The sequence below is a fragment of the Pseudomonas sp. rhizo25 genome, assembly GCF_031931935.1.
In the GTDB taxonomy this organism is placed as follows: Bacteria; Pseudomonadota; Gammaproteobacteria; order Pseudomonadales; family Pseudomonadaceae; genus Aquipseudomonas; species Aquipseudomonas synxantha.
Genome location: NZ_JAUJXA010000011.1, coordinates 44,909 through 59,092, shown reverse-complemented (window position 1 = coordinate 59,092; position 14,184 = coordinate 44,909). Strand labels below are relative to the sequence as shown.

Here is a 14,184-nt window from a genome sequence, read left to right as displayed (position 1 = left end):
TCAAAGGGACATTGGGGCCTGGGCTCAATTGAGGTTTTGGCTGGACAAACTTATAGAATGGGCAGTGGGCTGAAAGCCAGGCAGGGGAGAAGGCGGAGGAGATCCGCCTTCGAGTTGACGACGATTAAAAGTTGACCGGCTCTTGGGGCGGTTGCTCTTGCCCACCGATCTTCGAGCCTTCACCGGCCATGTCCATGGCTTTGTTGCAGAGGTCCATTGCGCCGTTTGCCAAGTCCAGACCTTTATCAACAATACCCGCTACCAGTGGGACTGCACCCGCAGCACCTGCTACCAACGAAATAGGATCCATCGACATTCTCCACATTGAAAATTAATCAGGAGGTTTATTCCTCCTGCTGCTTGTGTGGTGAATTGTTACTGTTGGGTTCCGGTATTTTTGGGCGGTCTATCTGGCGCGCAAAAAAAAGCCCGGCAATCGCCGGGCTCTCTTCAATGAACGAGCTGTTTAGGCAGTGAAGGCCTTGCCTTCGAACTGCTCAGCCACGAACTTCCAGTTGACCAGGTTCCAGAACGCTTCCACATACTTTGGACGCACGTTGCGGTAGTCGATGTAGTAAGCGTGTTCCCACACGTCGCAGGTCAGCAGCGGGGTGTCGCCGCTGGTCAGCGGGTTGCCGGCGCCGATGGTGCTGGCCAGGGCCAGGGAGCCGTCAGCCTTTTTCACCAGCCAGCCCCAGCCGGAACCGAAGGTGCCCACGGACGTCTTGGTGAATTCTTCCTTGAACTTGTCGAACGAACCGAACGCCGCGTTGATGGCTTCAGCCAATGCGCCGGTCGGTTGGCCGCCGGCGTTTGGCGCCAGGCAGTTCCAGTAGAAAGTGTGGTTCCAGACTTGAGCGGCGTTGTTGAAGATGCCGCCCGAGGAAGACTTGACGATCTCTTCCAGGGTCTTGCCTTCGAACTCGGTGCCTGGCACCAGGTTGTTCAGGTTCACGACATAGGTGTTGTGGTGCTTGTCGTGGTGGTATTCCAAGGTTTCCTTGGAGATATGCGGCTGCAGGGCATCGTGTGCGTAGGGCAGCGGCGGCAATTCGAAAGCCATGATGATTCTCCTAATCAGGTCAGTTGCGGTGAGCGCAAGGCCGATCACGGGCGGCCAGACATGCGCCGGGGAGTTTGTACTCTTTGCGGCGCAGGGGTCTGATCATAGCACCGGGGGTGCGGCATAACCACGCAACAACTGTGTGGGATAGAGGTTCCAGAGCGTTTTGGAATATTTGTCAGGCGCTGATCAATTGATAGGCCACAGTGAACATCATCACCGCGACCAGCAGGTCCAGCAGGCGCCAGGTGGCCGGGCGTGCCAGCCAGGGCGACAGCCAAGCCGCGCCGAGCGCCAGGGTGGTGAACCACAGGAACGATGCACTGGCTGCGCCGGCCACGTAGGCGCCCGGCTCTGTTTGTTGCGCGCCCAGGGAGCCGATCAGCAGGACGGTGTCCAAGTACACATGGGGATTAAGCAGGGTCACCGCCAGCGCGCTCAACAGGACGGCGCGCAACGAGCGGGTCTTGAGGCTGGCTCCCTGATCCAGGCTTTGCTTCGAACAGGCCCTGCGCAGCGCGCACGCGCCGTACCAGAGCAGGAACGCCGCACCGCCCCAGCGCGCCACCGCCAGCAGTATCGGGCTCTGGGCCAGGACAGTGGCCAGGCCGAACACTCCGGCGGCCACCAGCAGCGCATCGCAGATCACGCACAAAGCCGCGACGGGCAAATGATGCTCGCGGCGCAGGCTTTGCGCGAGGACGAATGCGTTCTGCGTTCCGATTGCCATGATCAGCCCGAGGGCCACCAGCAATCCGTTCATATAGCTCTGCCACATACTGAAGGATCCTTGTGAATGCTCAAACGGTGCTGGCTATGATGCGCATCGTGCCTGTATAAGAAAAACCAATATTGCTGATCGCTCATTAGAGAAACTGATGTTCGACTATAAGTTGTTGTCTGCCCTGGCGGCGGTGGTGGAACAGGCCGGCTTTGAACGTGGCGCCCATGTATTGGGGTTGTCGCAGTCGGCCATCTCCCAGCGCATCAAATTGCTGGAGGGCCGTATCGGCCAGCCGGTGCTGGTGCGCGCTTCGCCGCCGACGCCCACCGATATCGGTCGGCGCTTGCTCAACCATGTGCAACAGGTGCGCTTGCTCGAGCGCGACCTGCAAAGCCAGGTGCCGGCCCTTGACGAGGAGGGCATGCCCGAACGCCTGCGCATCGCCCTGAATGCCGACAGCCTCGCCACCTGGTGGGCAGAGGCCGTCAGCGACTTCTGCGCCGAACAGCACTTGCTGCTGGACCTGGTGGTGGAAGACCAGACGGTTGGCCTCAAGCGCATGCGTGCCGGTGAAGTGGCAGCTTGTATCTGCGCCAGCGAGCGCCCGGTGGCCGGTGCGCGCAGCCTGTTGCTGGGTGCCATGCGTTATCGCGCGCTGGCGAGCCCAGCCTTCATTGCCAGGCATTTTCCCGAGGGCGTGCGGGCCGATCAATTGGCGCGCACACCTGCGCTGGTGTTTGGCCCGGATGATTTCCTGCAACACCGCTACCTGGCCTCTCTTGGGGTGAATGGTGGTTTTGAACACCATCTATGCCCGTCATCCGAAGGCTTTATCCGCCTGACGGAAGCCGGCCTGGGCTGGGGCCTGGTGCCCGAATTGCAGGTGCGTGACCAGCTTGAAACCGGCGCATTGGTCGAGTTATTGCCAGATAAGCCCATCGATGTGCCGCTGTACTGGCATCATTGGCGCAGTGGCGGGCAGTTGTTAGGCCTGTTGACCGACCATCTGGCCCAGGCGTGTGGCCAATGGTTGGTGCCGTTGGAGTAGCGGCAGGCGTCAAGGCAACAGCGATGAAAAACGAAAGAACACGGAGTACTACATGAAAATTCTGGTCACCGGCGCAAGCGGCTTCATCGGCGGGCGCTTTGCGCGCTTCGCCCTTGAGCAGGGCCTGGATGTGCGGGTCAACGGGCGGCGCGCCGAAGGTGTGGAACACCTGGTACGGCGTGGTGCCGAGTTTATCCAGGGTGATTTGAATGATGCCGACCTGGTACGCGACCTGTGCCGCGATGTCGAAGCCGTGGTGCATTGTGCCGGTGCCGTCGGGCTGTGGGGCAAGTACCAGGACTTCCACCAGGGTAATGTGCTGGTCACCGAAAACGTGGTCGAAGCCTGCCTCAAGCAGCGCGTCGGGCGCCTGGTGCACCTGTCGTCGCCGTCTATCTACTTCGATGGCCGCGATCATTTGGGGCTCACCGAAGAGCAAGTGCCCAAGCGTTTCAAGCATCCCTATGCCGCCACCAAATACCTGGCCGAGCAGAAAGTCTTCGGGGCCCAGGAGTTCGGCCTTGAAGTGCTGGCATTGCGTCCGCGTTTCGTTACCGGTGCCGGCGACATGAGCATCTTCCCGCGCTTGTTGAAGATGCAGCGCAAAAATCGCCTGGCTATCGTGGGCGACGGCCTGAACAAGGTCGACTTCACCAGTGTGCATAATCTTAATGAAGCGTTGCTCAGCAGCCTGCTCGCCCCCGGTTCGGCGTTGGGCAAGGCCTACAACATCAGCAACGGTGCGCCGGTGCCGGTGTGGGACGTGGTCAACTATGTAATGCGGCAAATGGAACTGCCCCAAGTGACCCGGTATCGATCCTACGGTTTGTCCTACAGCGTGGCAGCCTTGAATGAGGCATTTTGCGCCATGTGGCCGGGGCGGCCGGAGCCGGCGTTATCGCGCCTGGGCATGCAGGTGATGAACAAGGATTTCACCCTCGATATCAGCCGCGCCAGGCATTATCTCGACTATGAGCCCAAGGTCAGCCTGTGGGCCGCGCTCGACGAGTTCTGCAGCTGGTGGAAGGCTCAGGACCCGGGCTTCAAATAAGCTCATAACCAGCAACACACCGGGAACCGAATTCCAGGTTCCGGGTCGATCCATGCGCCGGGAGTGCGGTTTATACTCCTGCCGCTCGGCTTTGCAGCCAGCCACCTCATTGATTCAGGGTAGATTCATGCGTAACGATGCAAATGACGATCTCGACAACGTTCCCACCCTGCGGGCCGACCATGGGGACGACGATGATTTCGTGTCGACCCCCGCCACGTCGGTGCGCTCGCGCGCGACGCCCGTGGTCAAGGTCAAGAGCGCCAGCACCGGCCCATTGTGGGCATTGGTCGGCGCACTGTTGATCGCCTTTGCTGGCCTCGCCTGGTGGAGCTTCCAGCAGATTTCGCTGATGGGCCAGCAGTTGGTCGCCACCCAGGAAAGCTTTGCGCGGATCAGCGAGGAAGCGGCGGGGCGCCTGCAGGCTATTTCCGGCAAGGTGGTAGCCAGTGAAGCCAACGTGAACAACGGCAGCGAAGCGTTGAAACTGCAGATTAAGCAGTTGCAGGACCAGTTGCAGGAGCAGAACAAGCAACAGCTGGGCGTGGCTGGCCAAGCCACCGAACTGGACAGCCGTTTGGCCCAGATGACCGCCAGCACCACCGAGCTGACGGCGGCGAACGCCAAGTTGCAAGGCGAGGTGCAGGCCCTGACCGATGCCGTTGCGACGCTCAAGGCGGCGCAAGGCGAGATCAAGGACCTGTCCACCGAGGTGGCGGCCTTGAAAAAGCAGGGCAACCCAAGCGCGGCCATCGCCCGCCTCGAGCAGGACGTGCTGGTACTCAAGAGCGCCCAGGAAAACCAGCCTGCCAACCTCGATGCGCCGACCAACAAGGAGTTCGACGTGTTCCGCATCCAGACCACCCGCAATATCACCACCTTGCAAAGCCAGGTGCAGAATCTGAACCAGCGCCTGAATGCGCCTGCTGCGGCCACACCGCTGGGTCAGTGACCACCAATCGTCCTCTGTAGGAGCGAGCTTGCTAGCGAAAAACGTTAACGATTACGCAGGTTATCCTGGATAAACGCGGTGCTTGTTAGCTTTTCGCGAGCAAGCTCGCTCCTACATGGATTGTCACCAAGCGGTGACATTTCTTTTCCCCTTCGTTACTTGCCCCTCCCGCGCCCTTGTTTAGACTCCGGTCATCCCACAAAAAACAATAAGGGCTACCCATGACCACCCAACCACTGCCTGCCAGCAGTTGGCTGAACGCACCTGCCCATCACGCCTGGCTCGCCGCCGAAGGCCAGCGCCTGCTGGCGTTTGCCAAGGCATCGCGTTTGCCGGACGGTTTCGGCAACCTGGACGATAAAGGCCAACTGCCGGCCGACGCCCACGCCGAGACCATGAACACCGCCCGTATGACCCACAGTTTCGCCATGGCCCATGCCATGGGCCTGCCTGGTTATGCCGAGTTGGTGGCCCATGGTGTCGAGGCCCTTGGCGGGCCGCTGCGCGACAGTGAGCACGGTGGCTGGTTCGCCGCTCCCGACGCCCTTGATGGCAACACCGGCAAGGCAGCTTACCTGCATGCCTTCGTCGCCCTGGCCGCCAGCTCTGCCGCAGTGGCCGGCGCGCCCGGTGCACAGGCCTTATTGAACGACGCCATCCATATCATCGACCAGTTTTTCTGGAGCGAGGAGGAGGGCGTCATGCTCGAATCCTTCGCCCAGGACTGGAGCGGCGTCGAAGCCTATCGCGGCGCCAACAGCAACATGCATGCGACCGAAGCCTTCCTTGCGCTGGCTGATGTGACCGGTGACAGCCGTTGGCTGGATCGTGCACTACGTATCGTCGAGCGGGTGATCCACACCCATGCCGCCGGCAACCAGTTCATGGTGATCGAGCATTTCGACGCGCAGTGGAAGCCACTGCTCGACTACAACGAAGATAACCCTGCCGATGGCTTTCGCCCTTATGGCATCACCCCCGGCCACGGTTTCGAATGGGCCCGCCTGGTGTTGCACCTTGAAGCCTCGCGCCTGCAGGCAGGGCTCAGCACGCCAGACTGGCTGGTAAGCGACGCAAAAAACCTGTTTGCCAGTGCCTGTGAATACGCCTGGGCGGTGGATGGCGCTGCCGGCATCGTCTACACCCTGGACTGGAACCATCGCCCGGTGGTACGCGAGCGTCTGCACTGGACCCACGCCGAAGCCAGCGCCGCCGCGCAAGCCCTGCTCAAGCGTACCGGCGAGCTGCATTACGAAACCTGGTACCGCCGAATCTGGGAGTTCTGCGAAACCCACTTTATCGACCGCCACAACGGCAGCTGGCACCACGAGCTCAGCCCCCACAACCAGCCCAGCAGCAAGATCTGGGGTGGCAAACCGGACCTGTACCATGCCTGGCAAGCGGTGGTGCTGCCGGCGCTACCCTTGTCGCCCAGCATGACCAGCGCTTTAGCTCAGGGTGTTTATGTCACCAAGTGGTGACATTTGTACGTCCCTTTGTTACCTGCACCCTGCAAATCCATGTTTAAACTCCGTGCAGCGCAAGCTCTAGACTTGCATGCATAACAACAAGAAAAGGTACTCAGATGAACGCGATTAATCGCCTCGCCGTCGCTATTTCCATTGCCTCGTTGTTTCCCCTCAGTGCATTTGCCGCCGACTCCAAAGGTACGGTTGAAGTGGTGCATTGGTGGACCTCAGGCGGTGAGAAAGCGGCTGTGGATGTGCTGAAGGCCCAAGTTGAGAAAGACGGTTTCACCTGGAAAGACGGTGCCGTAGCAGGTGGCGGTGGCGCCACCGCGATGACCGTGCTGAAAAGCCGCGCGGTCGCCGGCAACCCACCAGGTGTTGCCCAGATCAAGGGCCCCGACATCCAGGAATGGGCGTCCACCGGTCTGCTCGATACCGACGTGCTCAAGGACGTCGCCAAAGCAGAAAAATGGGATTCTTTGCTCGACAAGAAAGTCTCCGACACCGTCAAGTACGACGGTGACTACGTTGCCGTACCGGTCAACATCCACCGGGTGAACTGGCTGTGGATCAACCCGGAAGTCTTCAAGAAAGCCGGCATCACCAAGAACCCCACCACCCTCGAAGAATTCTACGCAGCCGGCGACAAGCTAAAAGCTGCGGGCTTCATTGCGCTCGCCCACGGCGGCCAGCCTTGGCAGGACAGCACCGTGTTCGAAGCGGTGGTGCTGTCGGTGATGGGCGCCGATGGCTACAAGAAAGCCCTGGTCGACCTGGATAACGGCGCGCTGACCGGCCCGGAAATGGTCAAGGCCCTCACCGAGCTGAAGAAAGTCGCGACCTACATGGACGTCGACGGTAAAGGCCAGGACTGGAACCTCGAGGCCGGCAAGGTCATCAACGGCAAGGCCGGCATGCAGATCATGGGTGACTGGGCCAAGTCCGAGTGGACTGCGGCCAAGAAAGTCGCCGGCAAGGACTACGAGTGCGTAGCCTTCCCGGGCACCGACAAAGCCTTCACCTACAACATCGACTCCCTGGCGGTGTTCAAGCAGAAAGACAAAGGCACTGCCGCGGGTCAGCAGGACATCGCCAAAGTCGTGCTGGGTGAAAACTTCCAGAAGGTGTTCAGCATCAACAAGGGCTCGATCCCTGTGCGTAACGACATGCTGAACAAAATGGATTCCTACGGCTTCGACTCCTGCGCCCAGACCGCCGCCAAGGACTTCCTGACCGACGCCAAGACCGGCGGCCTGCAGCCAAGCATGGCGCACAACATGGCCACTACCCTGGCGGTGCAAGGTGCGTTCTTTGACGTGGTGACCAACTACATCAATGACCCGAAAGCCGACCCGGCCGACACCGCCAAGAAGCTTGGCGCGGCGATCAAGTCGGCCAAGTAACGCAGCTATCTGTAGGAGCGAGCTTGCGCGCGAAAAACTCAAGGTCACCGCGTTCATCCTGGATGCACGCGCTATCGTTGAAGTCCTTCGCGAGCAAGCTCGCCCCTACAGGGTTCGGTTCACCTGTTAGTCCTTTTTCCCTGTACTGGATTTTCCCATGAGTTCTGTTGCTGTATTCAGCAAGGCCTCGCCGTTCGATGCACTGCAACGCTGGCTGCCTAAACTGGTGCTGGCGCCGAGCATGTTCATCGTGCTGGTGGGCTTTTACGGCTACATCCTTTGGACGTTCGTGCTGTCGTTCACCACCTCCACGTTCCTGCCCAGCTACAAGTGGGCGGGCCTGGCGCAGTATGAGCGGTTGTTCGACAACGACCGTTGGTGGGTCGCGAGCAAGAACCTGGCCGTATTCGGCGGCATGTTCATTGGCATCACCCTGGTGATCGGGGTGACGCTGGCGATCTTCCTCGACCAGAAAATCCGCCGTGAAGGTTTTATCCGCACCATTTACCTGTACCCGATGGCGCTCTCGATGATCGTCACCGGTACCGCCTGGAAATGGCTGCTCAACCCGGGCATGGGCCTGGACAAACTCCTGCGTGATTGGGGCTGGGAAGGCTTCCGTCTCGATTGGCTGATCGACCCGGACCGCGTGGTCTATTGCCTGGTGATTGCTGCCGTGTGGCAAGCCTCGGGCTTTATCATGGCGATGTTCCTGGCCGGCCTGCGCGGCGTCGACCAGTCGATCATCCGCGCCGCCCAGATCGACGGTGCCAGCCTGCCGCGCATCTATTGGAGCGTGGTGCTGCCCAGCCTGCGTCCGGTGTTTTTCAGTGCGGTAATGATCCTGGCGCACATTGCGATCAAGAGCTTTGACCTGGTGGCCGCCATGACTGCCGGCGGCCCGGGCTATTCGTCCGACCTGCCGGCCATGTTCATGTACTCGTTCACCTTCAGTCGTGGCCAGATGGGCATGGGCTCGGCCAGTGCAATCCTGATGCTCGGTGCGATCCTCGCGATCATCGTGCCGTACCTGTATTCCGAGCTGAGGACCAAGCGTAATGACTAGTCTCGTTGCCAAACCTGCCATCAGCCTGAGCCGCATCGCGATCTACGCGGTGCTGATCCTGGCGGTGCTGCTGTACCTGGTACCGCTGGTGGTGATGCTGCTCACCAGCTTCAAGACCCCTGAAGACATCAGCACCGGCAACCTGCTGAGCTGGCCGACCGTGGTCAGCGGCATCGGCTGGGTCAAGGCCTGGGCCACTGTGGATGGCTACTTCTGGAACTCGATCAAGATCACCGTGCCGGCGGTACTGATTTCCACCGCCATCGGTGCCTTGAACGGCTATGTGCTGTCGTTCTGGCGCTTCAAGGGGTCGCAGCTGTTCTTCGGGCTGTTGCTGTTCGGCTGCTTCCTGCCGTTCCAGACCGTGCTGCTGCCGGCGTCGTTCACCCTCGGCAAGATGGGCCTGGCCAGCACCACCACCGGCCTGGTGTTTGTGCACGTGGTCTACGGCCTGGCGTTTACCACGCTGTTTTTCCGTAACTACTACGTAAGCATCCCGGATGCGCTGATCAAGGCAGCACGCCTGGACGGTGCGGGGTTCTTCACTATCTTCCGCCAGATCATCCTGCCGATGTCGACACCGATCATCATGGTCTGCCTGATCTGGCAGTTCACCCAGATCTGGAACGACTTCCTGTTCGGCGTGGTGTTCTCCAGCGGCGACTCCCAGCCCATTACGGTGGCGCTGAACAACCTGGTCAATACCAGCACCGGGGCCAAGGAATATAACGTGGATATGGCGGCGGCGATGATCGCCGGGCTGCCGACCCTGCTGGTCTATGTGATCGCAGGCAAGTATTTCGTGCGCGGCCTTACGGCCGGCGCGGTCAAGGGGTAATCATGGCTACGCTTGAACTTCGCAATGTAAACAAGACCTATGGCGCCGGCCTGCCCGACACCTTGAAGAACATCGAACTGTCGATCAAGGAAGGCGAGTTCCTGATCCTGGTCGGTCCGTCGGGTTGCGGCAAATCCACGCTGATGAACTGCATCGCCGGCCTTGAGACCATCAGCGGCGGCGCGATCATGATCGGTGATCAAGACGTGAGCGGCATGAGCCCCAAGGACCGTGACATCGCCATGGTGTTCCAGTCCTACGCGTTGTACCCGACCATGAGCGTGCGCGAGAACATCGAGTTCGGCCTGAAAATCCGCAAGATGCCCCAGGCCGATATCGACACCGAAGTAGCACGGGTGGCCAAGCTGTTGCAGATCGAACACCTGCTCAACCGCAAGCCCGGCCAGTTGTCCGGCGGCCAGCAACAGCGTGTGGCCATGGGCCGTGCCCTGGCGCGTCGGCCGAAGATCTACCTGTTCGACGAACCACTGTCCAACCTCGACGCCAAGCTGCGCGTCGAGATGCGCACCGAAATGAAACTGATGCACCAGCGCCTGAAAACCACCACCGTCTACGTCACCCACGACCAGATCGAAGCGATGACCCTGGGCGACAAGGTGGCAGTGATGAAGGACGGCATCATCCAGCAGTTCGGTACGCCGAAAGAGATCTACAACAACCCTGCCAACCAGTTCGTTGCGAGTTTTATCGGTTCGCCGCCGATGAACTTCGTGCCTCTGCGCTTGCAACGCAAGGACGGTCGCCTGGTGGCGCTGCTCGACAGCGGCCAGGCCCGTTGCGAACTGGCGCTGAACGTGACGGACGCCGGCCTTGAAGACCGCGATGTGATCCTGGGCCTGCGCCCGGAGCAAATCATGTTGGCGGCGGGTGAGGGCAGCAGTGCATCGAGCATTCGTGCCGAAGTCCAGGTTACCGAGCCGACCGGCCCGGACACCCTGGTATTCGTGCAGCTCAACGACACCAAGGTCTGCTGCCGCCTGGCGCCGGACGTGGCGCCGCAGGTAGGCGAGACCCTGACCCTGCAATTCGACCCGGCCAAGGTGTTGCTGTTTGACGCCAAGACCGGTGAGCGACTGGGTACCGCTGCTTCACTGCCGGCACAGGGGCATGCCGACAACGTGACCCAGTTCAAGGGTCGCTGAAGCAGATAAGCAGTTGTTTTAGTTAAAAAATGTAACCCGCGTTAGATAAAAACAGTTTAATAACAATAAAGACGAGGATGTAGGGATGAAAAAGCAACACAACAACACTCGGCTGATCTGCCAACTGTCAGCAGCAGCAGCCCTTGTATTGTCCGCCAATGCGATGGCGGCCGATGCGTTCAGCGCCGATTCCAAGTGGATGACCGGCGATTGGGGCGGCGAGCGTACCAAGCTGATCGAGCAAGGTATCGACATCAAGGCCGACTACGTTGGGGAAATGGGCTACAACGCCCACGGCGGCTACAACGACGACAAGACCGGTCGCTACTCTGACCAGTTTGGTCTTGGCGTGGCACTGGACCTGCAAAAACTGTGGGGCTGGGATAACACTCAGGCCAAGATCCAGTTGACCAATCGTAATGGTCAGAACATCTCCAATGACCGTATTGGTGACCCGCGTGCCGGCACCTTGAGCTCGTCCCAGGAAGTCTACGGTCGTGGCCACATGGTACGTCTGACCCAGTTCTGGATTCAGCACCAGATGTTCGACAACAAGTTGGACGTGAAACTCGGCTACTTTGGTGAAGGCGAAGACTTCAACACCTTCCCGTGCGACTTCCAGAACCTGTCGTTCTGTGGCTCCCAGGTGGGTAACTACGTCAACACCTGGTACAACTGGCCGGTTGCCCAGGCCGCGATCCGCGTGAAGTACAACATCACGCCTGAGCTGTATGCGCAAATCGGCGCCTACAACCAGAACCCATCGCAGCTGGAGCACGGCAACGGCTTCAAACTCAGCGGTAGCGGTACCAAAGGTACTGTGATTCCGGTTGAATTGGTCTGGTCGCCGAAGGTTAATAACCTGCCGGGCGAATACCGTGTGGGCTTCTACAAGAGCGCCGCCGATGCCCCGGATGTCCGTGAAGACGTCAACGGCGGCGATGCTGTCCTTTCTGGCGCAGACTTCCGTACCCGTAGCAGCAAGAAAGGTTACTGGTTCGTTGCGCAACAGCAACTGACCACGCATAACGGCGACGCTTCCCGTGGCTTGAACATCGCTGCCAACGCGACCTTCCACGACAAGGAAACCAACCTGGTCGACAACTACCAGTCGTTGATGCTGGTGTACAAAGGCCCATTCGACGCGCGTCCAAAAGATGACGTCGGCATTGGCGTTGCTCGCCTGCATGTCAACGATGACGTGAAGAAGAACTCCCAGCTGCTCAACGCCGCCAATGGTGTCAGCGACTATGACAATCCGCTGTACACGCCCATTCGTGAGACCGAGTACAACGTCGAACTCAACTACGGTTTCCATGTCACCAACTGGCTGACCGTGCGTCCTAACCTGCAATACGTAGTCCAGCCTGGCGGCGTGGATAAAGTCGACAACGCCTTGGTCGCCGGCCTGAAAATTCAGTCTACGTTCTAACGCTGTTGCGATAAGCTCCTCTCTCTGTGCGCATTTGCGGGTAGCCATGGCTATCCGCTTTTTTTTGGGTTGCACTGTGATATTCGGGACCTGGGCACATGCATGAGCAACCGCTGCAACGCTTTTTCAAATCCCTGCGCGAACGTCCAGTGTTCGCCTGGGAACGCTTTCAGATGCGCGACGTGTTGGTGATCGACCATCCCCTGTGCCAGGCGGTGTTCAGTCGTCAGGGCGCGCAATTGCTGCACTTTCAACCCACGGGCCAGAAGCCCTGGCTGTGGTGCGCCGCCAAATGGCCGCAAGTCGGTGCCATTCGTGGTGGCGTGCCGGTGTGCTGGCCCTGGTATGGCCGCCATCCCAGCGAAAACGCCTGGCCTTCCCATGGTTGGGCGCGCTTGATCGACTGGAAGCTGCTCGACAGCAGTACCGACGACGACGGCGTGCGCCTGCACTGGCAATTGCAGCTGTGTGACTGGCAGGTTGACTTGCACGCGCACCTGGGCGAAACCCTGGACCTGCGCCTGAGCACTGAGCATCAGGACGAACTGCCGTGCCAGCTGAGCCATGCATTGCACGCCTACTGGCGTATTGGTCACGTTGATGAGGTAGCGCTGTCTGGACTCGACGGCGCGCAAGGTTATGATCAGCTCAACCGTCAGGTTTGCCAGCAGGAAGGCGAACTAAGGGTCGATGGCGGTTGCCAGCGGGTGTTCCAGCATGAGGGCGAATTGCAGCTCAAGGACCATGCCTGGCAGCGCGAACTGTGCATCGACACCGGCGACAGCGCCGACACGGTGGTGTGGCACCCAGGTAGCCGACCGCTGTTGGGCGTGAGCTTTAACGAGGCGTCGGGGTTTGTGTGCGTAGAGTCGGCGATGGCCGGGGCCAGCCTGGCGCCGGGGGAGAGGGCGCATTTGAGTTTGCAGGCCAGGGCTGGGGTTTAGGTGTATGGCTGAGGGCCCTATCGGGAGCAAGCCCCCTCCCACAGTTTGATTTGTGAATACCTTCAAATGTGGGAGGGGGCTTGCTCCCGATGAGGCCAGTGCAGCCAACACAAGTCCAGGCCTAGTTGAACTCGTCCCCCACCGGATACCGGCTGTCATTCAAGCTCTCTTTGATCTTGCGCAAATGCGGCTGGAAATCCACCCCGCGGCGCAGGGTCATGCCGGTCGCCAGCACATCCAGCACCGTCAACTGGATGATCCGCGAAGTCATCGGCATATAGATGTCGGTATCTTCGGGCAAGGGGATGTTCAGGCTCACTGTACTGGCCTTGGCCAGCGGCGAGTTCTCGGCGGTGACACCCAGTACCGAAGCACCGTTTTCCCGGGCAATACGCGCTACTTCTACCAGTTCACGGGTACGCCCGGTGTAGGAAATGATCACGAACAACTCACCGGTGTGGGCCACCGAAGCGATCATGCGCTGCATCAGCACATCCGCATGAGCGGTCACCGCCAGGTTGAAACGGAAAAACTTGTGCAGCGCATCCATCGCCACCGGTGCCGAAGCCCCGAGGCCGAAGAAGTGGATCTGCCGCGCCTGGATCAACAAGTCCACGGCCTTGCTGATCAGGGCCGGGTCCAGGGCCTGGCACGCGCTGTCCAGGGACGCAATGGCGCTGCCAAAGATCTTCTGGGTGTAGGCTTCGGGGTTATCATCAGCCTCCACGGCCCGGCTGACATACGCAGCGCCGCTGGCCAGGCTTTGCGCCAGCTGCAATTTAAGTTCAGGGTAACCGCTGACGCCGAACGAACGGCAGAAGCGGTTGACCGTCGGTTCACTGACCGAGGCGGCCTGGGCGAGGGCGGCAATCGAGAAGCGGGTGGCCTGCTGCGGGTTGAGCAGGATGACTTCAGCGACTTTGCGCTCGGCCTTGTTCAATTCTTCGAGGCGGTTCCGGATCTGTTCCAGAAGATTTCGCACGCGGTCCATTCAGTCTTTCCTTCGGGCGACGATGCAAATAAGGGGCAGT

At 60.0% G+C, this 14,184-nt stretch carries 14 protein-coding genes; 10 read left to right on the top strand and 4 right to left on the bottom strand.

The window, feature by feature from the left end; translation table 11 throughout:
• Positions 1–124: 124 nt before the first annotated feature.
• The 3 genes from QZR30_RS21300 to QZR30_RS21290 all read right to left on the bottom strand — a co-directional run bounded on the left by QZR30_RS21300 (position 125) and on the right by QZR30_RS21290 (position 1,841).
• Positions 125–310, bottom strand: a complete 186-nt coding sequence (locus tag QZR30_RS21300) for a hypothetical protein (RefSeq protein ID WP_056847648.1) — start codon at positions 308–310, stop codon at positions 125–127.
• 156 nt (positions 311–466) lie between these two features.
• Positions 467–1,063 carry a superoxide dismutase gene (locus tag QZR30_RS21295; protein ID WP_043049045.1) on the bottom strand — a complete coding sequence of 199 codons (597 nt, stop codon included), beginning with the start codon at positions 1,061–1,063 and terminating at the stop codon, positions 467–469.
• A 178-nt stretch (positions 1,064–1,241) separates the two neighbouring features.
• On the bottom strand, positions 1,242–1,841 hold the full coding sequence (locus QZR30_RS21290; protein WP_046069268.1) for a LysE/ArgO family amino acid transporter: 600 nt from the start codon (positions 1,839–1,841) through the stop codon (positions 1,242–1,244).
• Between the two features lie 100 nt (positions 1,842–1,941).
• Between QZR30_RS21290 and QZR30_RS21285 the strand changes: the two genes are divergently transcribed.
• The 10 genes from QZR30_RS21285 (at position 1,942) to QZR30_RS21240 (ending at position 13,153) form a co-directional block, all read left to right on the top strand.
• Complete coding sequence (locus QZR30_RS21285) at positions 1,942–2,835, top strand: LysR family transcriptional regulator ArgP (RefSeq protein ID WP_046069267.1); 894 nt, start codon at positions 1,942–1,944, stop codon at positions 2,833–2,835.
• Between the two features lie 52 nt (positions 2,836–2,887).
• A complete protein-coding gene (locus QZR30_RS21280; protein ID WP_046069266.1) occupies positions 2,888–3,886 on the top strand; it encodes an NAD-dependent epimerase/dehydratase family protein in 999 nt (332 codons plus the stop codon).
• Between the two features lie 127 nt (positions 3,887–4,013).
• Positions 4,014–4,838 carry an ATPase gene (locus QZR30_RS21275; protein ID WP_046069265.1) on the top strand — a complete coding sequence of 275 codons (825 nt, stop codon included), beginning with the start codon at positions 4,014–4,016 and terminating at the stop codon, positions 4,836–4,838.
• 221 nt (positions 4,839–5,059) lie between these two features.
• On the top strand, positions 5,060–6,319 hold the full coding sequence (locus tag QZR30_RS21270) for a D-mannose isomerase (protein ID WP_059397462.1): 1,260 nt from the start codon (positions 5,060–5,062) through the stop codon (positions 6,317–6,319).
• A gap of 104 nt (positions 6,320–6,423) precedes the next feature.
• Positions 6,424–7,710 carry an ABC transporter substrate-binding protein gene (locus QZR30_RS21265; RefSeq protein ID WP_046069263.1) on the top strand — a complete coding sequence of 429 codons (1,287 nt, stop codon included), beginning with the start codon at positions 6,424–6,426 and terminating at the stop codon, positions 7,708–7,710.
• Between the two features lie 157 nt (positions 7,711–7,867).
• Entirely contained in the window at positions 7,868–8,776 is a 909-nt protein-coding gene (locus QZR30_RS21260) for a carbohydrate ABC transporter permease (protein ID WP_034115703.1), read from the top strand.
• Positions 8,769–9,614 carry a carbohydrate ABC transporter permease gene (locus QZR30_RS21255; protein ID WP_046069262.1) on the top strand — a complete coding sequence of 282 codons (846 nt, stop codon included), beginning with the start codon at positions 8,769–8,771 and terminating at the stop codon, positions 9,612–9,614. The genes QZR30_RS21260 and QZR30_RS21255 overlap by 8 nt, the downstream gene beginning before the upstream one ends.
• Before the next feature lie 2 nt (positions 9,615–9,616).
• A complete protein-coding gene (locus QZR30_RS21250; RefSeq protein WP_046069261.1) occupies positions 9,617–10,777 on the top strand; it encodes an ABC transporter ATP-binding protein in 1,161 nt (386 codons plus the stop codon).
• A gap of 85 nt (positions 10,778–10,862) precedes the next feature.
• Entirely contained in the window at positions 10,863–12,209 is a 1,347-nt protein-coding gene (locus QZR30_RS21245; protein WP_043049030.1) for a carbohydrate porin, read from the top strand.
• 98 nt (positions 12,210–12,307) lie between these two features.
• Complete coding sequence (locus tag QZR30_RS21240; protein WP_068967629.1) at positions 12,308–13,153, top strand: D-hexose-6-phosphate mutarotase; 846 nt, start codon at positions 12,308–12,310, stop codon at positions 13,151–13,153.
• 121 nt (positions 13,154–13,274) lie between these two features.
• Here the strand turns inward: QZR30_RS21240 and QZR30_RS21235 are convergent, their stop codons facing one another.
• Entirely contained in the window at positions 13,275–14,135 is an 861-nt protein-coding gene (locus QZR30_RS21235) for a MurR/RpiR family transcriptional regulator (protein WP_169856377.1), read from the bottom strand.
• Positions 14,136–14,184 lie beyond the last annotated feature (49 nt).